The 24805-nt window shown below is 35.7% G+C and carries 27 protein-coding genes, 1 pseudogene and 1 other annotated feature; of the genes and pseudogenes, 11 read left to right on the forward strand and 17 right to left on the reverse strand.

All coding sequences use genetic code 11. The features are described from left to right. Positions 1-13: 13 nt before the first annotated feature. Complete coding sequence (locus QUF93_RS26415) at positions 14-2395, reverse strand: 3-hydroxyacyl-CoA dehydrogenase/enoyl-CoA hydratase family protein (RefSeq protein WP_289375869.1); 2382 nt, start codon at positions 2393-2395, stop codon at positions 14-16. Positions 2396-2632: 237 nt separating this feature from the next. Here QUF93_RS26415 and QUF93_RS26420 point away from each other — a divergent pair, with 237 nt between their 5' ends. Next, positions 2633-2779, forward strand: coding sequence for a YuzL family protein (locus tag QUF93_RS26420; RefSeq protein WP_001096344.1), 147 nt, complete (start codon positions 2633-2635; stop codon positions 2777-2779). 96 nt (positions 2780-2875) lie between these two features. After that, entirely contained in the window at positions 2876-3715 is an 840-nt protein-coding gene (locus QUF93_RS26425; RefSeq protein ID WP_088060407.1) for a D-alanyl-D-alanine carboxypeptidase family protein, read from the forward strand. A 22-nt stretch (positions 3716-3737) separates the two neighbouring features. Here QUF93_RS26425 and QUF93_RS26430 read toward each other — a convergent pair whose 3' ends face one another. The 5 genes and pseudogenes from QUF93_RS26430 to QUF93_RS29090 all read right to left on the reverse strand — a co-directional run. After that, positions 3738-4655 carry a proline dehydrogenase family protein gene (locus tag QUF93_RS26430; RefSeq protein ID WP_002124201.1) on the reverse strand — a complete coding sequence of 306 codons (918 nt, stop codon included), beginning with the start codon at positions 4653-4655 and terminating at the stop codon, positions 3738-3740. A 309-nt stretch (positions 4656-4964) separates the two neighbouring features. Beyond that, positions 4965-5210 carry a YusU family protein gene (locus tag QUF93_RS26435; protein ID WP_002145027.1) on the reverse strand — a complete coding sequence of 82 codons (246 nt, stop codon included), beginning with the start codon at positions 5208-5210 and terminating at the stop codon, positions 4965-4967. Between the two features lie 48 nt (positions 5211-5258). Beyond that, complete coding sequence (locus QUF93_RS26440; protein ID WP_001018862.1) at positions 5259-5561, reverse strand: MTH1187 family thiamine-binding protein; 303 nt, start codon at positions 5559-5561, stop codon at positions 5259-5261. Positions 5562-5638: 77 nt separating this feature from the next. Further along, the gene (locus QUF93_RS29085) at positions 5639-6646 is read right to left on the reverse strand and encodes a methyl-accepting chemotaxis protein (protein WP_434476098.1); all 1008 of its coding nucleotides are present in this window, start codon (positions 6644-6646) and stop codon (positions 5639-5641) included. Further along, positions 6635-7639 (reverse strand): annotated as a pseudogene (locus QUF93_RS29090) (cache domain-containing protein); the annotation flags it as partial. The pseudogene QUF93_RS29090 and the gene QUF93_RS29085, both read right to left, overlap by 12 nt. 208 nt (positions 7640-7847) lie before the next feature. Between QUF93_RS29090 and QUF93_RS26450 the strand changes: the two are divergent. Next, positions 7848-8606, forward strand: a complete 759-nt coding sequence (locus QUF93_RS26450) for a TrmB family transcriptional regulator (RefSeq protein WP_289360696.1) — start codon at positions 7848-7850, stop codon at positions 8604-8606. Between the two features lie 229 nt (positions 8607-8835). Here the strand turns inward: QUF93_RS26450 and QUF93_RS26455 are convergent, their stop codons facing one another. The 6 genes from QUF93_RS26455 to QUF93_RS26480 all read right to left on the reverse strand — a co-directional run bounded on the left by QUF93_RS26455 (position 8836) and on the right by QUF93_RS26480 (position 14455). Next, positions 8836-9003, reverse strand: coding sequence for a hypothetical protein (locus tag QUF93_RS26455; RefSeq protein WP_289360697.1), 168 nt, complete (start codon positions 9001-9003; stop codon positions 8836-8838). A gap of 79 nt (positions 9004-9082) precedes the next feature. Beyond that, the gene (locus QUF93_RS26460; protein ID WP_289360698.1) at positions 9083-10327 is read right to left on the reverse strand and encodes an MFS transporter; all 1245 of its coding nucleotides are present in this window, start codon (positions 10325-10327) and stop codon (positions 9083-9085) included. Between the two features lie 51 nt (positions 10328-10378). Beyond that, the gene (locus tag QUF93_RS26465) at positions 10379-11692 is read right to left on the reverse strand and encodes an APC family permease (protein WP_289360699.1); all 1314 of its coding nucleotides are present in this window, start codon (positions 11690-11692) and stop codon (positions 10379-10381) included. 65 nt (positions 11693-11757) lie between these two features. Next, positions 11758-11994: a binding site (T-box leader), on the reverse strand. A 372-nt stretch (positions 11995-12366) separates the two neighbouring features. After that, a complete protein-coding gene (locus QUF93_RS26470) occupies positions 12367-13167 on the reverse strand; it encodes a hypothetical protein (RefSeq protein ID WP_289360700.1) in 801 nt (266 codons plus the stop codon). A 192-nt stretch (positions 13168-13359) separates the two neighbouring features. Then, a complete protein-coding gene (locus QUF93_RS26475; protein ID WP_289360701.1) occupies positions 13360-14142 on the reverse strand; it encodes a membrane protein insertase YidC in 783 nt (260 codons plus the stop codon). Between the two features lie 28 nt (positions 14143-14170). Next, positions 14171-14455 (reverse strand): hypothetical protein, encoded by a 285-nt coding sequence (locus QUF93_RS26480; protein WP_070145382.1) that lies wholly within the window; start codon positions 14453-14455, stop codon positions 14171-14173. Positions 14456-14729: 274 nt separating this feature from the next. Here QUF93_RS26480 and QUF93_RS26485 point away from each other — a divergent pair, with 274 nt between their 5' ends. Both QUF93_RS26485 and QUF93_RS26490 read left to right on the forward strand, forming a co-directional pair. Beyond that, a complete protein-coding gene (locus QUF93_RS26485) occupies positions 14730-15623 on the forward strand; it encodes a YitT family protein (protein WP_000530031.1) in 894 nt (297 codons plus the stop codon). A 343-nt stretch (positions 15624-15966) separates the two neighbouring features. Continuing rightward, the gene (locus QUF93_RS26490; protein WP_289360702.1) at positions 15967-16353 is read left to right on the forward strand and encodes a DUF3938 domain-containing protein; all 387 of its coding nucleotides are present in this window, start codon (positions 15967-15969) and stop codon (positions 16351-16353) included. Between the two features lie 152 nt (positions 16354-16505). Here QUF93_RS26490 and QUF93_RS26495 read toward each other — a convergent pair whose 3' ends face one another. From QUF93_RS26495 to QUF93_RS26510, 4 genes are all read right to left on the reverse strand, one after another. Next, positions 16506-16646 (reverse strand): DUF3985 family protein, encoded by a 141-nt coding sequence (locus QUF93_RS26495; protein ID WP_002124182.1) that lies wholly within the window; start codon positions 16644-16646, stop codon positions 16506-16508. 96 nt (positions 16647-16742) lie between these two features. Next, positions 16743-17825, reverse strand: a complete 1083-nt coding sequence (locus tag QUF93_RS26500; RefSeq protein WP_289360703.1) for a M50 family metallopeptidase — start codon at positions 17823-17825, stop codon at positions 16743-16745. A gap of 13 nt (positions 17826-17838) precedes the next feature. Beyond that, positions 17839-18552: a DUF3169 family protein gene (locus QUF93_RS26505; RefSeq protein ID WP_289360704.1), complete on the reverse strand. Its 714-nt coding sequence runs from the start codon at positions 18550-18552 to the stop codon at positions 17839-17841. After that, positions 18536-18757 (reverse strand): helix-turn-helix transcriptional regulator, encoded by a 222-nt coding sequence (locus QUF93_RS26510; RefSeq protein WP_000776149.1) that lies wholly within the window; start codon positions 18755-18757, stop codon positions 18536-18538. The genes QUF93_RS26505 and QUF93_RS26510 overlap by 17 nt, the downstream gene beginning before the upstream one ends. A 255-nt stretch (positions 18758-19012) precedes the next feature. On the opposite strand from QUF93_RS26510, the gene QUF93_RS26515 reads away from it, so the two are divergent. Beyond that, positions 19013-19198 carry a hypothetical protein gene (locus QUF93_RS26515; RefSeq protein ID WP_289360705.1) on the forward strand — a complete coding sequence of 62 codons (186 nt, stop codon included), beginning with the start codon at positions 19013-19015 and terminating at the stop codon, positions 19196-19198. 56 nt (positions 19199-19254) lie between these two features. Here QUF93_RS26515 and QUF93_RS26520 read toward each other — a convergent pair whose 3' ends face one another. Next, positions 19255-19869 (reverse strand): DedA family protein, encoded by a 615-nt coding sequence (locus QUF93_RS26520; protein ID WP_289360706.1) that lies wholly within the window; start codon positions 19867-19869, stop codon positions 19255-19257. A 414-nt stretch (positions 19870-20283) separates the two neighbouring features. Between QUF93_RS26520 and QUF93_RS26525 the strand changes: the two genes are divergently transcribed. From QUF93_RS26525 to QUF93_RS26545, 5 genes are all read left to right on the forward strand, one after another. Beyond that, positions 20284-20727, forward strand: coding sequence for a DUF3978 family protein (locus tag QUF93_RS26525; protein ID WP_289360707.1), 444 nt, complete (start codon positions 20284-20286; stop codon positions 20725-20727). Positions 20728-20756: 29 nt separating this feature from the next. Then, the gene (locus QUF93_RS26530; RefSeq protein WP_289360708.1) at positions 20757-21218 is read left to right on the forward strand and encodes a L,D-transpeptidase; all 462 of its coding nucleotides are present in this window, start codon (positions 20757-20759) and stop codon (positions 21216-21218) included. A gap of 363 nt (positions 21219-21581) precedes the next feature. Beyond that, a complete protein-coding gene (locus QUF93_RS26535) occupies positions 21582-22247 on the forward strand; it encodes a response regulator transcription factor (RefSeq protein WP_002124171.1) in 666 nt (221 codons plus the stop codon). Continuing rightward, complete coding sequence (locus QUF93_RS26540) at positions 22225-23667, forward strand: sensor histidine kinase (RefSeq protein ID WP_289360709.1); 1443 nt, start codon at positions 22225-22227, stop codon at positions 23665-23667. Before QUF93_RS26535 ends, QUF93_RS26540 begins: the two co-directional genes overlap by 23 nt. A 229-nt stretch (positions 23668-23896) precedes the next feature. Continuing rightward, a complete protein-coding gene (locus QUF93_RS26545) occupies positions 23897-24799 on the forward strand; it encodes an EamA family transporter (RefSeq protein WP_289360710.1) in 903 nt (300 codons plus the stop codon). Positions 24800-24805: the final 6 nt, after the last annotated feature.

Here is a 24805-nt window from a genome sequence, read left to right on the forward strand (position 1 = left end):
TCTCCCCTCGTTATTAGTTACGTAATGGCTTTCCTTTTACAAGCATGTGCTGCATTCTTGCTTGTGATTTCATCTCACTTACTAAGCTAATAAATGCTTCACGTTCTACATCTAATAAATACTGCTCATCAACTTCTGTTCCGTACGGCACTTTTCCGCCCGCAATGACATATGCAAGTTTCTTCGCAATGTGAAGATCATGTTCAGAAATGTAACCTGATAAATGCATTGCTTCTGCACCAAGTACAAGAGTTGCATATCCTGTTTCACCAACAACTGGTATCTTTTTACGGATTGGTGCTTTATAGCCAGCTTCATATAAAGCAAGTGCTTTTTGTTTCGCATCATATAGTAAGTGATCACCATTCACACTAATACCGTCTTTATCGCCTAAGAAGTTGTTCGATACAGCTTCTTGTGCTGATGTAGAAACTTTCGCCATCGCTACACATTCGAATACTTTATTTGCAACTTTTTGCAGATCAAACTCTACACCGTTTGGCATTTTATTTAAGTGTTTAATGTATAGCTCTTTATTACCGCCTCCGCCAGGGATTAAGCCAACACCAACTTCTACTAAGCCCATATACGTTTCGCTAGAAGCTTGAATGCTAGCTGCTGGTAAACAAACTTCTGTACCTCCGCCAAGCGTCATACCATATGGTGCTGCTACAACTGGCTTAGAAGAGTACTTAATTTTCGTCATTGCATCTTGGAAGTTTTTCACAACCCACTCAATTTCAAAGTAGTTGTCATCTTGTGCTTCCATTAAGATCATTGCTAGGTTGGCACCAACGCAGAAGTTCTTCGATTGGTTACCGATAACAAGACCTTTATAATTCTTTTCTACTTCATCAACAGCGTAGTTAATCATTTGCGTAATATCCATACCGATTGCATTGCTCTTCGAATGGAATTCTAAGCAAAGGATACCGTCACCTAAATCAATTAAGCTCGCTCCGCTATTTTTCTTTAATACGCCATTTTTCGCTTTTAATTGCTTAAGAGAAATTGCCTTTTTATTACGTTCGATTAGCTTATATTCGCCATTATCGTAATAGTAGCTATCTCCGTTATCATGTTTATAGAAAGTAGTGAAACCTTTCTCTAACATTTCTTTCACCCAAGTCGGAACAACCGCCCCGTTTTCTTCCATCTTTTGAACGGACTTTTCAACGCCAATTGCATCCCAAACTTCAAATGGTCCTTGCTCCCAGCCGAAGCCCCACTTCATCGCTTGATCAATTGCAACGATATCGTCAGCAATTTCTTTATGAAGTTTTGCAGAGTATAAAAGAGTCGGTGTAATGATGTTCCATAACAACTCTCCTGCGCGGTCTTTCGCGTATACAAGCGCTTTCAATTTATTCGATAAACCTTTTTCTTGTTTACTTAACTCGATAGATGCAGCTTTTAATTTTTTGCGAGCTTCGTATTCCATCGTTTCAGGATTTAGTTCTAAAATTTCTTTTCCTTGTTTTAAGAAGAAGCCTTGACCTGTTTTACTTCCAAGCCATTTTTTATCAAGCATGTCATGCATGAAAGCTGGTACTTTAAATACATCACGCTCTTCTTCTTGTACGTTTTCATATACGTTATTTGCAACGTGTACGAATGTATCTAAACCGACAACATCTAATGTACGGAACGTTGCGCTCTTCGGACGACCAATAAGTGGGCCTGTTACAGAATCAACTTCCCCAATGCTATAGCCGCGTTTTATCATCTCTTGAAGAGTTACTAATAAACCGTACGTACCGATGCGGTTTCCAATAAAGTTTGGTGTGTCTTTTGCGATAACAACGCCTTTTCCAAGAACGTCTTCGCCAAATAGTTTCATGAAGCTTAATACTTGTGGATCTGTTTCTTTCGTCGGTATTACCTCTAGAAGTTTTAAATATCGTGGTGGGTTAAAAAAGTGTGTGCCTAAGAAGTGCTTCTGGAAGTCGTCTGAACGACCTTCTGCCATTTTTTCTACTGAAATGCCTGACGTATTCGAGCTTACAATAGAACCCGTTTTACGAACAGCATCTACTTTTTCAAATAGTTTCTTTTTAATATCTAAGTTTTCAACTACTACTTCAATAATCCAATCTACATCAGCTAGACGCTCAAGATCATCTTCTAAGTTACCTGCTTCAATCAGTGCTAGATTTCCTTTCACTGTCAGAGGAGCTGGTTTTTGCTTTAATAGTTTTTGCACAGCCGTATTACTAAAACGATTTCTCACACTTTTATGTTCTAATGTAAGTCCCTTCGCTTCCTCTTCTTTTGTTAGCGCAGGTGGTACAATATCAAGCAATAATGTCGGAATACCAATATTAGCTAAGTGTGCCGCAATCCCTGAACCCATTACGCCTGAACCTAGAACAGCAGCCTTTTTAATTTGGAACATCCATTTCTCCCCCTATTCTTGAATGAATGCTCATTCAATTTTTCGACATAAGTCGCAATCAATGAGTGAGCCTCTACTAATAAATATATGATACAGTTTGAATTTTCGCAATATATTTATTGATAAAATTTTCTGAAATAAATATATTTCTTTCATTTGGCTATGCTATACATGTGTATCTTCTTCACTAAAATGCACTTTTCCTTTTTATAATCTGACGAAACTGGAGGAATAAATATGGCAAAACTTAAGAAGAACCCTTCAAAAGCTGGAATTAGCGCAGCAAGCGTAACTGGAAATGCAGGTCCGCATAATCACGGTGTGGAAAAAGGCCGTCAAGGTAATAACCAACAATATAAGAAGCATAATATGGGCGAAAAATAACGCTATATTTTTGGGCAGAGAACGTGGCATAATGATTAATGGCTGCTTTTCTGCCCAATTTATTTGTACATATGGAAAACAAAAGAGGGAACGACGATGAAACGAACAATAATTATGATTGTAATGATCGCCACACTATTTACAGGGATGATTTTCTTTTCTTACGCGCAAAGACAAAAAGATGTAAGAGCAGATCAGCCTAACATTACTGGGCAATATGGGATTACAATCGATGCAGACACAGGTGAAATTTTGTATGGAAAACGGGAAGATGAACGCTCTTATCCGGCTAGTATAGCCAAAATGATGACAACTCTTCTCTTACTAGAGAATGTAAAAGAAGATGAAGAAATTACTATTACAGAAAACGCGATTAAAACAGAAAGCCAAAGTGCTAAAATTAAGCTTCGTGCTGGTGAAAAATTAAAGCGTGATGAGGCATTAAAACTTATGCTTATCATTAGTGCAGACCCAATTGCTGAATCAATTGCAGAACATATCGCAGGATCAAAAAATGAATTTGTGAAAATGATGAATGCGAGAGCGAAGGAACTTGGTACAAAGCATGCGACTTTCAAAAACGCAAGTGGTGCTGATGCACTTGGAAATAAAGTATCACCTTATGACATTGCTATTATTACGAAAGAAGCATTAAAGTATCCAATTGTTTTAGATTATATGAATTCAACACGTACTACTCTACATACTTCAGAACGCTCTCCAAAAATCGCAAACTATGGACGAGAAGAACTATATGACGATCCATATGCGATTGGAAGTAAAAGCGGTTTATCAGCACTCGGAAATTACACGGTCGTAACAGTGGATGAAAAAGACGGTAAACGCGTCATTAACGTCGTGTTATCTTCTACTCGTACGCAGCTATACCCTGATACGAAGAAAATGGCACATTACGCATTTCAGCAATTAAAATAACCAAGGAGTATAGTCTCCTTGGTTATTTTTTGATCATACCTTTTAATACGAACGCAACGTTTGCTGGGCGCTCTGCTAGACGACGCATGAAATAGCCATACCAGTCGTTTCCATAAGGCACGTAAACACGCATTTTGTAGCCTTCTTTTACTAGCTCAAGTTGACGCTCATTACGAATACCAAATAACATTTGGAATTCAAATTGATCCCTCGGAATGTTGTGTTCTTCGGCAAGTTTTTTCGTATATTCAATAATCGCTTCGTCATGTGAAGCAATTGCAGTATAATTTCCATTTAATAAGTGCATTTTAATAATTTTTTTATAGTTATCATCTACATCTTTCTTATCCGGGAACGCTACCTCTTCAGGTTCTTTATAAGCCCCTTTTACAAGACGTAAATTAGGATTATAAGCGTTTAAGTCTTCCATATCCTTTTCTGTACGATATAGGTAAGCTTGAATAACAGTACCAATATTATCGTATTCAGATTTTAATTGTTTAAAGATATCAATTGTTTTCCCGCAGCGTGTATAGTCTTCCATATCAATTGTAACAAACACACCATTTTCTTTTGCAGCTTCTAAAATACGGCGCATATTGTTCATTACGATTTCGTCAGAGATATCTAATCCCATAGAAGTCATCTTTAAAGAAAGTTGTGAATCAAGACCTTCTCTTCCAATTGCACGGATCGCTTCAATCGATTGGGTAGCCATTTCATTTGCTTCCGCTTCATTATCAACGAATTCACCTAAATAATCGATTGTTACACAAAGACCTTGCTTATTTAATGCTTTAATTGCAGCTGTCGCTAATTCAATCGTCTCCCCTGCGACGAAGCGACCCGCGCCAAAGCGTAAACCGTACTTTTTAGCCAGTTTTGTTAGCGCTTTATTTTTAGACAAGAAAAGAAACGAATTTCGCATTAATTGTTCCATGTAATTCACCCCTAAGACTATACTTTATCTGTTTTTTACCCCTCTTCAAAATTATATCACTGTTTAAAATTATTTGATACAAATAATTATTTAGATAATTTATAAAATACTATCAAAACATTTAAAACCCTATATTCTCGCTTGCAAATATGAAGAAAATATTTTTCGACATTTAGAAAAAAGGAGTTTACTAGGGAAAAATGAGCATGCCGAAAATATTCGACATGCTCACAAAACCATTTATATTTCATGTAAATTATATGAGGATATTAATAACAAAAACTTGAAGTAACATTATCTCAAGCTTTCTTACTTCTCATTTCGCTTCTCATCATTCAGCTTTTTAATATTTGTAATTAACTGTACCATCTCTTCTTTTGCATCTGGATACGTCTCATTCCAATGCTTCACTAAAGCTGGCATCGTTTTAGCTATGTAAGAATAAAGTGCCCACTTCTGCACCTGTTCCTTTCTCTCTTCATTGCTCTCTCCTAGTAATAACTCCGTGTATTTCTCTAGTAATCCGTCAAACTGTTCGTTAAACTTTTCACTCATCCTATTTACCTCCAATATGAAAAAAGCAGCGAAGATCGCTGCTTTTTCTTATAATTTTGATCGAACAGAGTTTAATTTCTTCTCCATTGTGCTTACTTTATCACGACGATCATCGATACGAATGGTTGTCGCAACGCGCTGTGCACCCTTCGTATATGGAACTTCATGCATTTGTTGAATGACTTCTAAAATAACCGGAAGATCCCCTTCGATAACTGTATTCATCGGTGTTAATTGATACTTCACGCGATCTGCATTTTTCTCTAGCACCTTTTGTACTTCTGCTACATATTCACTAACACTTGGATTACCTGTTCCTACTGGAATAATCGATACATCAACAATTGCCATAGTAACTTACCTCCTATAATCGCTTCTTATATATCCATTGTCTATTTTACCAAAATCTTTATCATTTTAATAATTTGTTATCCTTCTACTTTAAACTGCTCAACCAATCTTTCTAAGTCCCGCATATTCTCTGTCAAACTTTCCATCGTATGAGCTACCTTTTCTAAATGATTAACCTGTGACTCAGTCGCTGCATTCACCTCTTCAGAAACAGCTGCACTTTCTTGACTTGTACCAGCAATTGTGTTCATTACCTCTGTAATTTCTCCTTGCTCGTGACCTATGTTATTTACCTCTTCTACAATTTTTTCAACTGAAGTACTAATAGTATTTACAACTGACATAATTGTACGGAATTCAGCCTCTGCCTCTGTCGTAACTTTATTTTGTATATCCGCAATATCTTTCAATTTACTTACAACTTCTACAACTCGTTTTACTTCTAATTGTACATCTCCAATCATCGTTGCGATTTCTCCTGTTGCCATTTTTGATTGTTCCGCTAATTTTCGAACCTCTTCCGCAACAACAGCAAAGCCCTTACCTTGCTCACCTACACGTGCTGCTTCAATCGAAGCGTTTAAAGCCAGTAAATTCGTTTGATCCGAAATACCTTTTATAAGCTCTACAACATTTTGAATTGATCCAACTCTTTGCTCTAACTTACCAGATGCTTCTTCCGTATGAACAACGATAGAAGATGATTGTTCTCTTGTACGAACTAAATTCCGCATCGTATTTAATCCTTGCTTAGATGCTTCTTCCGCCTTGCCAGTCACTCCCTTTATTTCACCAACGGAACTATTCATTTCTTCCATTGACTGCGCCATATTTTCAAGTTGCGCTGAAACCTCATCTACACTATTAGCAAGAGTAGACGCACCTCCGCTCACATCATCCATTGCACCTGAAACTTCTCTACTAGCTGCTACAGTTTCATTCGTTAAATAATGCAGATTGTGAGTCGATTGCTGTACTGTCGATACACTATTTTTAATTTTACTTACCATTTCATTCATTTGCTCAACCATATCATTAAAGTGAATCGTAAGTGTACCAACCTCATCTTTACTTGTCACTTTCATTTGTAGTGTTAAATCACCTTCCGCCACTTTTTGAACGTGATTTGTTAATAGTTGTAATGGTCTTGCTAATCTTCTTGAGAATATGTATGACGCAACTATTCCAATTAATAAACTTATACACGCCGTTAAAATAACCGTATTTCTTGTTTCTATTAGTAAGTTATCAATGGACTCTTTCGGATATACAATCCCAATTTTCCACTTCATCTTATCAAACACTTGACTATAGGCTACTACATCTTTCCCATCCAATGTCGTCACCGCAAATTTCGTTTCATCTTTATTTAAACTTTTTACAAGTGGTTCTTTTGAAACATCTTTTCCTACTTTCTCTGGATATACAATGGCAATATTTTTATCATTTACAATAAACATTTCTCCGCCATTATTATATTGAATATTATGGAGTAGCTTTTGAATCGTTCCTAGTGATACATCCATTGCAACAACACCTAACACAGAACCATCTTGTCCGACAATGGCTTTTGAAACTCCAATACTTAACTTACCTGTCGCGATTTCATATTGTGGTTGTCCCCAAATAATCGATTTTGTATCTGCTTCTGACGCTTTATACCATGGACGACTTGTTGGATCATATCCTTCCGGTACTTTGCCTCCTTCAGCAAGATTTGCACTCAACGTTTTTTTATCTTTCGTCCCAATGTATACATCTAAAATATCAGGATGATTCTTTTTAAACCTTGAAAATTCCTTTAAAATAAAACTCTCCTCTTCTGGAGTAACTCCATCTTGTAGCATATTTTGAATATCATCATGAGTTCCATAATGCCCCATATCTTCTTCAATTCGCTGCATAAATGCAGTTAACTGCTCTGTCACAAGATCCATCGTATTTCGAGAATACTGGTCTAAGGAGTGCGTTTCTTTCTCTTTTTGCAATTGATACACAGCTGTACCTAATATTACAAACATCATAGAAATAAGCACCGAAAATACTACTGCAATTTTTAAACGTAAACTTCTTAACATCTTCCCTCAAGCATCCCCTTCTCGATGAAATTTAATTGTATTAATCACTATATTAAGTATAATAGATAAATCAGAAAGCTCAATCTATATAGTTTAAAAACTTGAAGTTTATTCTCATTTCAATCAACTTACTTATTATCTCAACACTTGTGTAAAAACAAATAGTTCATTATCCTTAACATATAATCTCATTCGTTCGGAGGGAACTATGTTACAAAAATTCGGTTTCTCACAATATGAAAGCCAAGCTTACGAAGTTGTCGTATCAAGCAATGAACCATTAGATGCAACAACTATCGTTAAACATTCCGGTGTTCCAAAAGCAAAAATATATGAAGTGTTAGCACGACTCATTGATAAAGGAATGGTAATGGATTCTGTTTCAGAGAAGAAAAAGCTATATACAGCGTTACCACTCAAACTAGCAATTGAAAAGTTAACAACAGAATTCCAATCTAATATTAAAGAACTTGAAAATAATATTTCTAAAAAATCATTCACAGATGACCGTGTTTGGAGTTTGAAAATGCAATCTTCTATTAAAGTACAAAGTAGGCAACTTATAGAAGATGCGAAAGAATCCATACGCATTTCCGCATGGAATGATACCCTTTTAGAATATCTTCCTTTACTAGAACAAAAAGCAAACCAAGGGGTCCAGATCGAGTCCCTCATAGTTGGTAAAGTAGAAACAGACTTAGAAAACATACATTTTCTAATCCCAACTGAAGAACCTAACGCATTAGAGCGTTACTTACTACTCATCGTTGACGATCGTGAAATTTTATTTGCTGGTGTAGAGCAAGAATCATGGCAAGCGATGAAAACAATGTCACAACCTTTCGTGAAGTTCTTTACGGAGTTCTTCTATCATGACGTCGCTCTCGCAAAAATTACAGAGAAACACCATGATCTCTTTATGGAAGATGAGGAAATTAAGAGTTTGTTGATGAAGTTGAGGTACTAACACATTCCCAAAATTGATTCTACAATTTGAATAGATAATATAATTTTCCATACAAAAAAAGCTGTACCAAACGGAGTTTTACATACTCTTTTGGTACAGCTCTTTTTTATGCTTTCGCTAATTCAATTTTATGTAGTTTGTTTTTCGGATGGTTTTGATTTGTAAATACAGAACGGTCATTCTTTATGTGTACGTTTTGTAAAGTTTACACTCAAATAAAGCGACTATATTAAGGCTTTTTTTGTTCCTTTATCTCCATCAATAGCTCAATAATTTTCTCATTTTGCTCTACTTGTTTCTCTGAATTTTGATAGATGAAGCGAACCCATCTAAGAACAAACACGACTACAACTATTGGGAGTAGTGCCAATATAGCTCCAACTAAATCATATGCCATTTTCCATCACCTCGCTATATACACCCTTCTCCTTTCATCCATTAAAACCTGCAATTTTTTACAAATAAAAAAGAATCTATCATACGATAGATTCTTCTTTCGCAAACTGATTCGAGCGTCCTCTCGTAATTGAGAAAATCGCACAAAGCAGTGCCAATATAATAAAAACGCCGCCTACCCAAGCGTTATATATAACAGATGATTTTTCAATAACAACTCCGCCTACTGTTGAACCAAGTGCAATTCCTAAATGAAGTGCAGAGTTATTTAAACCTTGCTGAATACCAGCTGATTCCGGTGCAATTTCAATTAAATAATTTTGCTGTGCTGGTGAAATCGCCCAGCTCAGCATACTCCATAATCCCATCATAATAATGAAGAGCGGGAATGAGAATGTCATTAGTGGCAAAATGAAGATTGCACATGCAAATACGATAATAATGGAAATAATACTTTTCTTCGATCCCCATTTATCCGCAAGCCAGCCGCCAAATCCGCCGCCAATTACCGCTGCGATTCCGAAAATAAAGTAAAACACACTAATCCAGTTTGCTTCAACATGCATTACATCTTTTAAAAACGGCGTTAAATATGCGTATAGTGTTAAATGACCTGTTAAAAATAAAAATGATGTTAACTGTGCACTTACAATTTTTTTATCCTTTAACGTAGCAATTTGTTCTTTTATTGACAATACCGATGTCGCTGGTACTTTCGTTAAAAATAATGAAATACAAGCAATCGCCATAACAGTTAATATTGAAATTAATATAAATGGCGCCCTCCATCCATATGCATTTCCGAGCACAAGACCAAGCGGTACTCCAAGTACAAGTGATCCACTAATCCCCATGAAAATGATTCCAATCGCACGCGCACGAAAATGCGGTTCTACTACACTAGAAGCAAGTGTTACCGATAGTGCAATAATAAGCGATCCACTCGCTGCACAAATTACTCTCGAGAACATTAACATCCCGTAATTCACACTAAATGCCGAAACGATATTTCCAATTAAGAAAATTGATAATGCCACAACATATAATTTTTTTCTTTCAAACTTTCCTGTTAATGCTAATAAAACTGGCCCTGATAGAGCAAATACTACTGAAAATATTGTAATAAGCTGACCCGCTGCACTAATCGACACACCTAAATCATTGGCAACTAAATCAAGCGTTCCTCCTATAATTAGCTCAACCGTTCCGACTACGAAAGCCGCAATAGCTAAAATATATACACGAAAATTCAAGTCTTCCCCCACACTTTCTCTTTTGGTTACTACAACTATAGTAACCAAAAGAGAAAGTGTACGCAAGTACAATTTTTTTACAGCAAAAAAGCAGGCGTATTATACGCCTGCTTTCTAATATTATTAAACTCCAGTTTCTTTCTTCTTATTTAAGTACCAGTACACCGGAAGTCCAGTAAATACAATTCCAATTGATAAGAAACAACTTACTGGATCGTTAATAATCGCACTTCCAAGTACAAACAATGATCCCAAAATCGCAACGATTGGCACAATCGGGAATAACGGTACACTATATGCACGCTCTTTATCCTTGTTACGTTTTCTTAAAATGAAGACACCGATAAATGTCATTACATAGAAAATATAAATGATGAATACGGAAATCTCGGATAGCTTATTCGGATCACTAATAAGCATTAAAATAATTCCTAAAACGATTTCAACAGTAATCGCATTTGCTGGTGTTTTAAATCTCGAATTTTCTTTTGCAATAAACTTAGAAAACGGAAGGTGCCCACGCTCTGCCATCGACATCGGAATACGTGGGAATGTTAAAATCTTTCCATTTAAACAACCGAAAATAGAAATGATAATACCGATACTAATAATTTTTCCGCCATATTCTCCAAGTAGCATGCCCGCAGCTGTCGCTGTTGCATTTTCTCCAAGGTCTACAATTTTCGCTGCTGGTAGTACGTTTAATAACGCTAAGTTAATTAATACGTAAGCAGCCGTTACAATTAAAATCCCAACTGTCATTGCCTTCGGTAATAATTTTGTTGGGTTCTTCATTTCTCCGCCGATAGAAGCAAGTAAAATCCAGCCATCATAAGCAAATAAAGTTGCTAAAATTGCCATCCCGATGCTTTGATTTTCTGATATTGGCACAACTACGTTGAAAATATCACTGTTTCCTTTCCAAAAACCTAACACAACAATTAATATAATCGGAATCATCTTCCCAACTGTCGTAACCGTCTGGACGATACCCCCATATTTTGTTCCCATACTATTTATAACCCCAAGGAACACCACTGTTCCAATTGCGATTGGTAAATTCCATACTTTATCTAAATAGAAAAAATTAATCATTAAAGAACTAAAATACAAACCTAACGTTCCAATAATAGCTGGTCCATATACAATCGTTTGCATCCAGCCAGATAAATACCCCCAAAAACTTCCGTAAATCTCCTCTAAATACGTATACAATCCACCATTTTTCGGAATTTGCGCTCCAATTTCGGCTACTGTTAAACCACTTGCTAATGTCAACAGGCCACCAATTACCCAAGCAAGGATTGCCATATTAGAACTCCCCGAGTAATCTAATACGCTCCCTGGTTTCATAAACACACCAGACCCAATAATAGTTCCTACTACGATAGAAAGTGCTACTGTTAAACCAATTTTATTTTTCTCATCATGATGCATGCTGCGTATCCTCCTTCCAATTCTAGTGTGATGCAAAAATGAAATAAAAAAACACTCCTCCCTAAAAAAGGGACGAGTGTTGTATTCGTGGTTCCACCCTTGTTTCAATTCGTAAAGTGACACACTTCACCAATTTCTCAAGTCTAAATAACGGTTTTTGCCGGCAAGCAATTACTAGATATCCGTTCACTGCTGCAGTTCAGAGGTGGTAATCGATTTTCCCGTATTAGGAAGCTCACAGCCAAAGGCTTCCCTCTCTGAGAATCGTAAAAAATTGATCATATCCTCATCATCACTTCTTGATGTCGAATTTTGTAGTTATTTCTCATTATATTGAATTGTTAGAAAAAATCAATATATATTTTATATAACAAAAGAAATATTTCTCTTCTTATATTATAACAGAAGCTATTATATTTCTCTAATTTTCAATCAAAAGGACCGATTTCCACATTAAGAAATCGGTCCTAAATATGTACCTTTCGGTTGCCCACACGAAAGATACTACATAATTCAATTATTTATCTTCATTTTTCATGAAAAACTTACCCCGCATTAACGGGCAGTAAAACTTCCACCTTAAAATCCAGCGAATACAGGGATGAAGTTGGAATATTAACTGCCCGTAAAAGCCCGATTGGTTCAACTAATAATCAGTGGAAATACACCACTGATTAAAGTTTCACTTTATGGTGCGGAAGATCCACATTTAATTCTGCTAATTGTTTCTTTTCATTTTCTAGAATCGCTTTCGCTTTTTCTTTCGTTGCCTCATCTAATCCTGCAAAGATGTCTTCATGCTTCCCTTTCTCAGGAAGTTTCACGCCTAGTTCCGTCAGCTTCTCTTTCACTTGCTCACGAGTTAATGCTCCAGACTTCTCTTGTTCTAAAATTGATTTCGCTTTTTCTTTTGTCGCCTCATCTAGATTCGCGAACATGTCTTTGTGCTTACCCTTTCCTGGGGATTTCACACCTAGTTTTGTTAATTCCTCTTTTGCCTGTTCACGAGTTAGTTTCCCCGATTTTTCTTGCTCTAAAATCGACTTCGCTTTTTCCTTTGTCGCCTCATCTAGATTCGCGAACATGTCACCACGCTTCCCTCTCTCTGGAAGGTTTACGCCTAATTCTTTCAATTTCTCTTTCGCTTGCTCACGAGTTAATGCTCCAGACTTCTCTTGTTCTAAAATCGACTTCGCTTTTTCTTTTGTCGCCTCATCTAAATCTGCAAACATTTCTTTGTGCTTACCCTTCTCTGGGAATTTCACACCTAGTTCCTCTAATTGTTTCTTTGTATCATCCATAATTGTTTTTACTTTTTGTTTTGTAGCGTCATCTAAATCCTTTTTCGCCGTTTTTGCAGGCTGATCCACTGCTGGAGTATTCGTTGCCGCGAATGCCGGAATACCGACTCCTCCAATGATTCCGAATGATAAAGCACCTGCAATCGCTAAATACCCAACTGTTTTCTTCTTCATAGGAAATTTCCTCCTTCATATTTCTAAAGCATGTACACTTTCGTATACAATGCCTATAGTAATGTTGGTTTCTTAAAATTTCCTTAACGATGCAAATAAAGTGAAACTATAATCAGTAGGGAGTTCATCCTATACTAATCGGATTAGGCTTTTACAAGACAAAAAACACCGCTCATCACGAGCGGTGTTTCTCTAAGCTTTTTGTAATTGTAATTCTTCACGTTCCATTACTTTTCTTAATACAATTGTTTGTGTCATTGTAAATAAGTTACCTGTAATCCAATACAATACAAGTCCTGACGGTGCCGCAATTCCCATAAATAAAATCATCGCCGGCATCATTATTTGCTGTATTTTCAGCATTTGTACTTGCTCTCCAGGCGTTATATTTGATTGGAACACCTTCATCTGGATAAATGTTGTTAACGCTGCAATAATCGGTAATATATGATATGGATCTGCATGTCCTAAGTTCACCCATAAAAATGAAGATGTACGAATCTCTTCAGTTCGGCTAATCGCATAATACAAAGCAGAGAAAATTGGCATTTGTATAAAGATTGGCCAGCAACCAGCTAACGGATTCCAACCGCCTGATTTCATTAGTTCTGACATTTCTTTTTGATACTGTTTTTGTTTTTCAAGATCTTTACCCACATCACCGTGTTTCTTTTTCAGCTTCTGTAATTCAGGTTGCATTTTTTTCATTTTCATTTGACTACGATATTGCGAAACAGCTAATGGAATCAGTGCTGAACGAACAACAAGCGTAATGACAATGATAGCAATACCAAAGCTTCCACCAGATATATGATGAGCAACAAATTGAATCATAAATGAGATTGGATATACAAAATAATGGTTCCAAACTCCCGTACTATGTGAATCAATTGTGCCTGCATTACTGCAGCCAGATAAAACAAAAACAAGTAATAATGATAAACTAATGAGCGCAGCTCGGTATGATTTTAACATGTTTATTCCTCCAATGTTTCGTAATTAATTAGCGAAACATTGGTGTATATGGACCTACCTCGTCACTCTCTCCGCTCGATTCTTGTCTGCGAACAGAACGAATCATTCCATATTTATAAAAAATAGAAAATAGCGGTACATTTCTTGTACCCTCTTCACATGTATCAACTAGCTTAAAAGCTCTCTGTCTACCGCTCGATGCTTGCTGACGTACAAAGCGAGAAACGTTAGCAAGAAAAAAGACTTCTAATAAACAAAGCGCCGTCGTTACAAACGATATATATAGAATTGCATCCTGCAATAAAAATTCCATCGCTTCACATCCTTAATAAAGTCATTTTAGCACATTCAACAAACATTCTCTATTTCCTTTTGTTCTCAAAAGCTTTTTTGCATATTTTCTCAAAAAATTATGCTAAAAAACCAATGTATTCGCTTTCTTTAGTATATTCACACGTATCTTTGAATAGGTTTAATTTTTTAGAAATTTATAAAATTTTTGCATTATAATAAAACTATTGCCAGTTTTTGAAAAAAGCTTTATTCTCTTCTTGTAATCAAAAATGAATATGGAGATGAAACATACTATGGGTCAACTAGGAGACGCCGATTACGTTCCCGACACCGCCTTTTTATCCTTCCCAGCAGCTAAAACATTTCACTTAGAATTTATCATACAGTTAGTTGTTATTTTTATAGCTTCTATTTTGTATGCAATTTCTATGAATATGTTTTTTATCCCGCATAATATGATTAGCGGTGGGTTCGCTGGTGTAGGGATGATTATCGGTTATTTAATGCACTACAATATCGGAGCACTTATCTTTTTACTAAACATTCCGCTTCTTATTTTAAGTCACTTTTACTTAGGTAAGAAGACAACCTTTTTAACGGCATACTTTGTAGCTGTATCATCTTTAGCGATGAACATTATCCCAGTACACCAAGTCTCAGACGATATTTTACTTTCTTCTGTATTCGGTGGTGTCATCTGCGGTGCTGCCTCAGGAATCATATTCCGATTTGCTTCTTCAACAGGTGGTTTTGATGTTGTTGGATTGATTGTAGCGAAACATCGCGATGTTTCAATTGGAGCAATCATCTTTGGATTCAACTTAATCTTACTTGTTGCAGCAGGATTTATTTTCGGATGGGATATTACGCTTTATACGTTAATTAGTCGGTTTGTAGTCAGCAAAGTAATTGATGCCGTGCATACAAAACATATTAAATTAACGATAATGACAATTACAGAAAAAGGTGAGGAAATAAAAAGCTCACTATTACATCACGGCATACGTGGCGTAACAATGGTAGATGCTGTCGGCGGCTATACAAACCATAAGAAAAAAATGATTTACACTGTCGTAACTCGCTACGAGTTGGGCGAAATGAAACGTATTATCCGCCAAGTGGATAATAAAGCATTTATGAACATTACTGAAACAGTTGAAATTGTCGGCCGTTTCAAACGTATATAAAAAAGCGCAAGGAACTACAATTCCTTGCGCTTTTTATTTTTTACACTTATTACAAAATCAGATAATTCTATTATTGTATCACTAAATGTGTTATAATGAAATTAGACTTACAAAAAAGAGTATATAGACTTGGAAGTTTCTCTTATTTTTATAAGCAAAAAGAAACGAGCAGTCGGGTATATTTCAGACACCATACACGTAACGGTTTTAAAAAAAGCCGATCACCTTAGTTATTCTTCACTGATCTTTTTATAAAAAGATACGTACAACTAAAATTCACTTCAATATACTATACCTACCTTTTTGACTTCCAAATCATCTTATTACATAAGGAGATGAACATATGAATCAATATATACGATACACACTAGCTGCCTTATTTGCCATCATCGGCGGTGTAATCTGTTTCTGGACAAACACTCAGCTTGGAGAACATATCATTTTTAATGGAATCGAAACACTTGTAAGCGCTTCAATTTTAGGCGGCTACATTTTCTTCCTCTTCAATCCAGAAGAAAATGCACAAAAAACAATGTTATTAACAATGATCGGAATCGTTGGTGGATGTATTTCCTACTCAATGACAAACTATACATTACCACTTCAATTAAGCTCAGCTTTCTTCCACGGTCTATGGACTTGGTTTATCGCATTCTGCCTAGCAGACATATTCAACCTATTACAAGACACTGAAGAAGAAAACGGTCATCAAATTGAAAGTAACTCGTAAGCTGGAAGAGATTCTTCCAGCTTTTTCAGATCATCTTATATACCCTGCATGGTACTCCCTGGAATATATCAACGTTTTTTCATTATATCGGCGTTTCCACACAGGATGTCGATTTAACGACATCCTTCGACATCCCTAAAGCACAACATACCCTATCCCCCAAGCAACTTACTACCGAACTCCACAATTAAAAAGATAACTACAAGAATCGCAAGTATCTTTAATGCCACATACGTCACTTTAAAAACAGCATAAATGAGCAAGACTAACAAAATAATCGCTAAAATTTCCATATATACTTCCTCCAAGCTTTGCTCTTCTTACCTCATTTTACTCGCCCAAAGCTTTTTACGGAACGGCATAAAGTTACATATAGAAAAGAGGATACCTCACCCATCGTAAGATACCCTCTCCTGTAGCTGCTCAAACCATTCTCTCTCTAATTGTAAATATCCTATTTCACTCTTCTCAGTGCTCTTCAATTCTTTATCAGCTTTCCTCATATAAGTGCGTGAAGCTTCTAAATCACTCTCTAAATATTTAACAATTCCTTGTGTGCGGTAATACCCATTTAAGTCCATTTTTGTAATTGCCTTTGCATGTTCCTTCGCTTCTTGCAGGGAAAGACTTTCCTCCTGATACAGTACTTTATATAAAAGGTACCAACTATGAAAGCTACTAACGAAAAATTTATTTTCTTTCGTTACAGGCAGTTGAACAATTTGTTCTACATACGGTATCGCCCTTTCCATTCCCTCTTGATCAGCTCGAGCATAAAAGACGAGCATAAGTCCACTCATTATCTCGCTTATACTTTTATCCTCTTTTAATTTTTCCTCACTAAGTTCTATTAATCTCTCATTCCAATCTTTCGGTCTTTTGTAACTAAATAACTCACTCGATACTTGAATCGTGTATAAATGCTCTCTAGCCTTTTCATCATCTTTAATTAAAATGAGGAATTGCATGCCATCGCTTAATAGTGTTCCCTTAATTGGAATTGCTGTGACGACAAAGATTGCAAGGTGTAACACAGAAAAGTATAAAAGCATGTGGTAATAACTCACCATATATATGTAACCTGATACAATGCCAAATATGAAACTCGTTAACGGTCCGCTTAAAGTCATCCATGCCCATTTTCTTGAAAGGTTCGGTGTTTGTGTGGAAGGCGGCACTAACATTGCAACGCCACCAACATACATCCATATTTTATTTTCTCGAATTCGTATTTTCCCCTTTTCTTTTTGAACAGTAATAGGCCCTACTGTCATAAACTTAAATTTCAAACCGACTATCAAGCCACATATTACATGCCCTAATTCATGAATAGCTAACACTAGCAATGCAATCCCAAAAAAGGCCCACATTTCTATAATTACCTGTACTTTTTCTATTCGAATGAACCCATATAAAACAGAGCAAACGAAGGCCACGAACATTGAAAAAGCAGGTCTTCTTAAAATGTCCAACGCTTTTCTCCCCTTAATAAATCATCTTTTTATGCATTTCATACATATACGTTCCAACATGTAATACCCAAACGAACGAAATCATAATGACCATAAAGAAATCTTTTCCGTCTAAAAGTGCATACGCAATCGCCGCAAACCACGCACAAACAAGCGTCATATTTGTATATTGATATGCCTTATATCCGGCTTCATGAACGATTTGCTGTTGCCCTTCATCTGCATTCTTCGCCCACATTTCCATTGACTGAGAATACGTGACACTCTGTTCTGGATATAGATTGTTATACCTTTTCTTCATTGCAAATCCTAACCAAGTTATAGCAATAAAGCATACTGCAGATGCCACTGTACTTACACTAACAAAGAACAAGTTCCCCTCACCTGTATACGTTCGGTAAAAAGCGATAACTGAGCAAACAAACCATGATGGAATAACAATTTCCATTATTCGAAGATAAATAAGTACTATTCCTAATCTTCGTCCTTTAACATTTTCCTCTTCATCTTTTGTTTGTGCGAGCGCTCTTGTACGCTTCCAAATATAATACATAGCCGCTATACCGAATACACTCATCATAATAATGCTAATAACAGGAGATATTTTGCTAGTACCAGCTGTAGCAATATCCCCTACTACATACCCTATAAACCCACCAAAAATTGCTCCTACTAACAACTTCAATAGAGCCGTCATTTTCCCATTCCTCTTACTCCCCATCTCCATCTTCCCCCTCCACTAACATAAATATCTCCTCCACCGGCGCTCCAAAAATTTGTGCGATTTTTAGCGATAACACAATAGATGGCGCATAATCCCCACGCTCAATTAAACTAATGGTTTGCCGTGATGAGCCAATCGCTTTACCTAACTCACCTTGTGATAAACGATGCTTTGCTCGAAATTCTCTCACCCGATTTTGAAGCTTCATATTTTACCTCTTTTTCTTTTATTTAATTAGAATTGTAAATAATATCCTGTCGGATGTCAATTATCATTGTCATTTTGACGTAGATACATGTCAAAAATGCATATATATTACACTAGACATAACGTATATAACAATTTTTAAGAACTACATAATTGAGGTGTCTCATGGATAAAAAAATGGTCTTCCCTTACGCTCTTATTAAATTTTCAGCGGCATGTTCTCTCCTTTTTGTTATTTTTCTTTATAGGAAGTGATATGAAATTATTTAAAACTTCCGAATACTTAACTGGCTTTTCTAGTGAATTTAATAAATATGAACCTATGTCCATACTAAGCAACGATACTTCCGAACTTTCACCTAGTAAAACGGGAACATATTATATAGTAGTGACCGGTTACGATATCGAGGGGAAAATAAAAGCAAACTGGAAAATAAAATAAAAAAGGCGGTGCTTTTGCACTGCCTCCCTAAAATTTGACATAGAATGGATTCCATATTAACTTGCGTTTTGTAAGAATACTCGTTTTAGTTGTTTGCGGAAACGAATGCTTAACGTAATTGCTACAATGACAATGACTCCGAAAATGATTTTACCGATATGATCTTCCAGTAATCCGAAAATATCATGTAAGTTACCACCTAACCAGTAGCCACCGATTAAGAAGAACGACACCCAGAATAAAGCACCTGAATAAATTGTAATCGCAAAGCGGCGAAACGGTAAGTTAATGATACCTGCAAAGTATCCTGTAAAATGACGTACACCAGGAATAAAGAAGCCGATAAAGATTAGAAAATATCCATACTTATCGAACCACATTCTCGTTAAATCAATTTTTCTTTGTGTTAAAAATACGTACTTTCCGTATTTTTGAACAAAAGGCATACCAAGCTTATTCCCTAAAAAGTATTGGATCGTCATTCCTACACTCGTTCCAATAAAGGATAAAATAATTAAAATAGGTAAACTTAAATCACCCTGCTGTGCTAAAAACCCCGCATATGCTAATGTTGGCTCTCCCGGAAACGGAAGTGCGATATATTCTAACAGCAATCCTACAAGTACAACATAATACCCGTATTGCTGAAATAATTCATGAACCCATTCCATGTCATCTCCCCTTTCATTCACTTACAACTTGTTACTATTATTGTATAAAAAAATTGTCGAAATAACTATCACAATAGCTTACATTTTTATTACATTTTTGTAAGGCTCATGCTAAAGTTTTCTGTTCTTTATTTAATTATATAAATTATTGTTTTAAAACGGGATGACACCTATCTATTACAATGACTAGGGACATTAACATACAAATTTTATCCAGTTTTAAGCACTCGGAAACCACCTCATTTTGTTCTCTATAAAAAACCATAACAAACTCATACTAACTTCATATTAGCTTCATATATGTATTGTAAGATTATATCGGAATTTGTTGAAAACTTTTACTACTATATTACCTAAACATTAAATTGAATAAATATAAATCGCTTTCTGAAAATGAAAAAAGGGAGAATAAGAATGGAAGCTTATAAAATGCACGATTTTATTAATACCAATATTGAATCTCATCCAAATGAAACGATTTTTAATTTACACATATGTGAAACAAATGAATTTGACGTAAGTTTAACAAAATCTACAACTCTATCCTTTATCATTTCTAAAAAGAATATTAAGATTGTCACGAAAAAATGGATTAATTCTAATCACGAAAGCATGATTGGAAAAAGTTACATCATTCCAACGAAAGCGTTTCATTATTTCTTACCTATCATTTCTACAACAGAAGATGAAATGAACATTCAAGTACAAAGCTTTGGACTACACGGTGAGCTTTTACTAAATGAAAGATTACTTATTGATAAAAACAACAAACATAATACAAAAATCACCACTTTTTTTGAATCACTAAATGAAAACGTACATCAAGCATTACGAGTATTACAAATTCATTGTATGTAATACTATTAAAATAGTAAAAGGAGAATATAATGAAAAAATTACTATTAACTATAATGTTGTCATTAGGTTTTTTAGCTGTTCCATATATGTCTGTGGAAGCGGCTTCAACTAACGAACAACTTATCATTGACACGAAATTAAATAAAATGGATTTCTATCAAAATGGGAAGTTTATAAAAAGCTTCACTGTCGCTACTGGCAAAACAGCAACACCTACACCTAAAGGTACTTTTCAAGTAGTAAATAAAATTAAAAACCGTCCTTATTATAAAAGACATATTAAAGGCGGCGATCCACGTAACCCACTTGGTGACCGTTGGCTCGGATTAAATATGGCAGGAACATACGGAACAACGTATGCGATTCATGGGACTAACAATAATCAAGCGATTGGCAAAGCTACAACACTTGGCTGTATTCGCATGTATAACAATGATATACATTGGTTATTTGAACGTATTCACGAACGTGCCACTGTCACTGTAAAATAACCTATGAACAAGATTTACATGTAGCCAAGAATTTTATATCTTGGCTTATTTTATTTATTCATTTACAGTAGCTAAACAACTCTACTTGCATATATAATGAAAGTAGACTGCACTAAATAGCATATAAACATTAATAAACATGGATATTAAAATTATACAGTTATAATATTTTATAAATTTCACACTGCATACTATAATAGAACTACTGTGATCCTGAAATATTCAGTCCAATAAACAATTCCCCTTGCTACTTTTATGATTATTTTATAGCGGGGGCTTATTATATGTATATACAACTTGAGTCATCCGAAAAATGATGAATTCGAATATTGCAGTAAAAAGCGTTATTTAGGAGGTGTTACTATGACGCATATACTGGTGATTGAAGACAACCCAGATATACAAGAACTTATTCGTGAATTTTTAACTGCCCAAAATTTTACCGTTGATGTGGTTGGCGCTGGAACGGAGGGGATTCTTCTTTTCCAAAAAAATTCATACGACCTTGTCCTCCTTGATGTAATGTTACCAGATATAGATGGTTATAGTATTTGTAAAATTATGCGAGGACAGTCTGATGTACCAATCATTATGTTAACAGGCTTACATAATGAAGAGAGTGAAATTAAAGGGTTTGAGTTGGGCGTTGATGACTATATTACGAAACCGTTCCATTACACGGTATTTATTAAACGCGTAGAAGCTGTATTAAGAAGGACAACAACGAAGGAAGCCGAAACTGCAACTATACTACAATTCCATGAATTGATGTTAAATTCTACAGCATATGCAGCTTATGTTCATGGTAATCAAATTGAACTAACAACTAAAGAGTTTGAGATTATATATACGTTGTTACAAAATCGAGGAAAAGTATTATCAAGAAGTGATTTGTTAAATAAGGTATGGGGCTATGAACATTATGGTGATGTAAGAGTTATAGATACACATATTAAAAATTTAAGGAAAAAATTAGGGATTACTTATATTAAAACGGTGAAAGGCATTGGCTACAAAATCGAAGCATAGCAAGGATAACATCACCAAAAATATTTTCATCAAAACCCTATTGTTTTGTGTTCTTTTATCAATTTGTCTTTATCAAATCATTTATTTTCTAGCTTTAAACTATGATAAAGGGCGTTATGCGAAAAACTCTGAAACTCAAACTGCAGAACATGCGGATTCAGTTCCGAAAAACGAACAAAATAAAAGAGAACGGAATAAAGTTGTTTCAGAGGGTAGCATCTCAAATTTCCAGTCATCTATTATAGATTTCAAATCACTCTCTACGGCTATTAATCATCTTTTGCAACCTAGCCAAACTACAAAAGCAAAAGAGAATACAGCAAATCTTTCTGGGAAAAGTAACAAAACTGAATCACATACTAAAGCGGACAACACAGCCGATAACACTGATTCCTTACATACACAAAATGCAGCAAAGAAAACAAACGAAACACATGATAATCCAAGTTTAGCAGATGCCTTGCAACAATTAGCTCCAAATATTGGTGCAACAATGCTTGCATTATCGCTGCTCGGTTCTTTAGTTTATACCAAACTAATTGCCAAACCTTTTCAATATATGAGTGATACTTTAAAAGATATTATAAATCTGGACTTTTCAGATAAACAATCACCTAGCAAAAATACAGATCAAACAGATTTTAATTTGCAAGTAGCCGCTTCACAAGTCCCAACCATTGTGAAGAATCTACATGAAACAAATAAAGATTTACGAAATGAGCTCAAGAAAGAACAACAATTAGAACAATCTCGCAAAGAATTTATGTCTATGGTATCCCATGAATTAAAAACACCTATCGCAGCCGTTATGGGACAACTAGATGGCATGATTCACGGAATCGGTGCTTACAAAGATAGAGATAAATACTTAAAACGTTCCTACGAGATGATGCAGGATATTAACGTATTAACGGAAAAGATGTCAGAATTATCCAAAATGCAAAACCCTCAATTCAAACCGAATTTAGAAGTTATTTCACTATCTAATATCATTGAGGACGTTATGAAGAAAGTAGATTATTTTATATCTGTAAAACAATTAAATGTTCAATCTAATATTAAACAAGACGTACAGATTTTAGCTGATTCTAAATTTATTCAAACTGCTATTTTTAACATTATTTCAAATGCAATTCACTATACAATCGATCATCAGCATGTATATATAAAACTTTATGAAAAACCGAACGGTTACGCATTAGAAGTATTAAATACAGGTTCACAAATTGATGAGGACAAACTCGCTCATTTATTTGAGCCTTTTTATCGCGCTAATCCTGGAAACAACGGTTTAGTACAAGGTAGCGGTCTTGGATTATATATTGTAAAACAAATACTAGATAAACATCAGTTTCCTTATGGAATACAAAACACACCTCAAGGTGTAAAATGCTCAATTGTCTTTCCGAAAGCAATGTAACCTACTACTATAATCTCATACCCCAAACTCATACTTCGTATGAGTGGCGGAATTTTGTAGAGTCTCGTACTCTGTTTCGTTCGCCCGTTGTCCTTATTAGGATAACGGGCGTTTTTTTATTATTTATCCCGCTATTTGTGGGTAACTCGATTGGTGTGGACTACTAATCAGTGGGGATGAGCAACCCCCCCACTGATTAAAGTTTCACTTTATATAAGGAGGTTTTCTCATGGAGAAATTTAAGTATTCATTACTAGTTTTACTCGGCGCTTGTAGCTATGGCGTACTTTCAACTATTTTTAAACTCGGATTCATTGACGGATTTTCAGCACATCAACTATTAGGAGGACAGTATGTCTTCGGATGGATTGGACTCCTTTTACTCGTTCTTTTCTTTTCCCGTCATAAAGTAACAAAAAAGCAATTCTTTTCATTACTAACAGTCGGAACAACTATGAGTATGACTGGGATTTTCTACGCTATTTCTGTAGAAGAACTACCAGCCTCTATCGCTGTCGTTTTACTCTTTCAGTTCACTTGGATTGGTGTAGTCATCGAAGCGATTGCTAATCGAACATTCCCAAGCCGCGAGAAAGTTATATCTATTATTATTTTATTTACTGGTACATTGTTTGCTGGTGGAGTATTTGAAGGTCTTGGACAAAACTTTTCGACGAAAGGTATTATCTTCGGGCTATTAGCTGCCGTCTCTTTCTCATTCTATGTATTTGCAAGTGGGCGCGTCGCTACAGATGTTCCGCCTTATACGAAAAGCTTTCTTATGACAACGAGTGCTACTCTTATTGTATGCTTATTTTTCCCGCCTACCTTTTTAACGGACGGCGCTTTACAAGCAGGCCTATGGAAATATGCTTTCTTCCTTGGACTGTTCGGGGTGATTATACCTGTCATTTGTTTTTCAATTGGTGTACCAAAAGTCGGAACAGGACTTGGTACAATATTAGGTGCAGCTGAATTACCAACAGCAATTATCGCTTCTATTACACTTGTTCATGAAGTGGTAACGCTAATGCAGTGGCTTGGAATTATCTTTATATTGATTGGGATTTTCACACCGCAACTGCTTACGGCTAGGAAGGAAAGGAAACATAATAGTGTGCATAGTGCATAACAAAAG

It is taken from the genome of Bacillus hominis, assembly GCF_030348325.1.
GTDB lineage: Bacteria > Bacillota > Bacilli > Bacillales > Bacillaceae_G > Bacillus_A > Bacillus_A hominis.

Coding starts and splice junctions, on each gene's coding strand:
- QUF93_RS26465 (WP_289360699.1), bottom strand. CDS start 11,692: ATGCATCATGATGAGAAAAATAAAATTGGTTTAACAGTAGCACTTTCT.
- QUF93_RS26485 (WP_000530031.1), top strand. CDS start 14,730: ATGGGTCAACTAGGAGACGCCGATTACGTTCCCGACACCGCCTTTTTA.
- QUF93_RS26440 (WP_001018862.1), bottom strand. CDS start 5,561: ATGGCAATTGTTGATGTATCGATTATTCCAGTAGGAACAGGTAATCCA.
- QUF93_RS26480 (WP_070145382.1), bottom strand. CDS start 14,455: ATGGAATTTTTATTGCAGGATGCAATTCTATATATATCGTTTGTAACG.
- QUF93_RS26520 (WP_289360706.1), bottom strand. CDS start 19,869: ATGGAATGGGTTCATGAATTATTTCAGCAATACGGGTATTATGTTGTA.
- QUF93_RS26515 (WP_289360705.1), top strand. CDS start 19,013: ATGAAATTATTTAAAACTTCCGAATACTTAACTGGCTTTTCTAGTGAA.
- QUF93_RS26510 (WP_000776149.1), bottom strand. CDS start 18,757: ATGAAGCTTCAAAATCGGGTGAGAGAATTTCGAGCAAAGCATCGTTTA.
- QUF93_RS29085 (WP_434476098.1), bottom strand. CDS start 6,646: ATGAAAGTGACAAGTAAAGATGAGGTTGGTACACTTACGATTCACTTT.
- QUF93_RS26435 (WP_002145027.1), bottom strand. CDS start 5,210: ATGAGTGAAAAGTTTAACGAACAGTTTGACGGATTACTAGAGAAATAC.
- QUF93_RS26470 (WP_289360700.1), bottom strand. CDS start 13,167: ATGAAGAAGAAAACAGTTGGGTATTTAGCGATTGCAGGTGCTTTATCA.
- QUF93_RS26505 (WP_289360704.1), bottom strand. CDS start 18,552: ATGGAGATGGGGAGTAAGAGGAATGGGAAAATGACGGCTCTATTGAAG.
- QUF93_RS26455 (WP_289360697.1), bottom strand. CDS start 9,003: ATGGCATATGATTTAGTTGGAGCTATATTGGCACTACTCCCAATAGTT.
- QUF93_RS26545 (WP_289360710.1), top strand. CDS start 23,897: ATGGAGAAATTTAAGTATTCATTACTAGTTTTACTCGGCGCTTGTAGC.
- QUF93_RS26530 (WP_289360708.1), top strand. CDS start 20,757: ATGAAAAAATTACTATTAACTATAATGTTGTCATTAGGTTTTTTAGCT.
- QUF93_RS26430 (WP_002124201.1), bottom strand. CDS start 4,655: ATGGAACAATTAATGCGAAATTCGTTTCTTTTCTTGTCTAAAAATAAA.
- QUF93_RS26475 (WP_289360701.1), bottom strand. CDS start 14,142: ATGTTAAAATCATACCGAGCTGCGCTCATTAGTTTATCATTATTACTT.
- QUF93_RS26535 (WP_002124171.1), top strand. CDS start 21,582: ATGACGCATATACTGGTGATTGAAGACAACCCAGATATACAAGAACTT.
- QUF93_RS26525 (WP_289360707.1), top strand. CDS start 20,284: ATGGAAGCTTATAAAATGCACGATTTTATTAATACCAATATTGAATCT.
- QUF93_RS26490 (WP_289360702.1), top strand. CDS start 15,967: ATGAATCAATATATACGATACACACTAGCTGCCTTATTTGCCATCATC.
- QUF93_RS26495 (WP_002124182.1), bottom strand. CDS start 16,646: ATGGAAATTTTAGCGATTATTTTGTTAGTCTTGCTCATTTATGCTGTT.
- QUF93_RS26415 (WP_289375869.1), bottom strand. CDS start 2,395: ATGTTCCAAATTAAAAAGGCTGCTGTTCTAGGTTCAGGCGTAATGGGT.
- QUF93_RS26450 (WP_289360696.1), top strand. CDS start 7,848: ATGTTACAAAAATTCGGTTTCTCACAATATGAAAGCCAAGCTTACGAA.
- QUF93_RS26420 (WP_001096344.1), top strand. CDS start 2,633: ATGGCAAAACTTAAGAAGAACCCTTCAAAAGCTGGAATTAGCGCAGCA.
- QUF93_RS26425 (WP_088060407.1), top strand. CDS start 2,876: ATGAAACGAACAATAATTATGATTGTAATGATCGCCACACTATTTACA.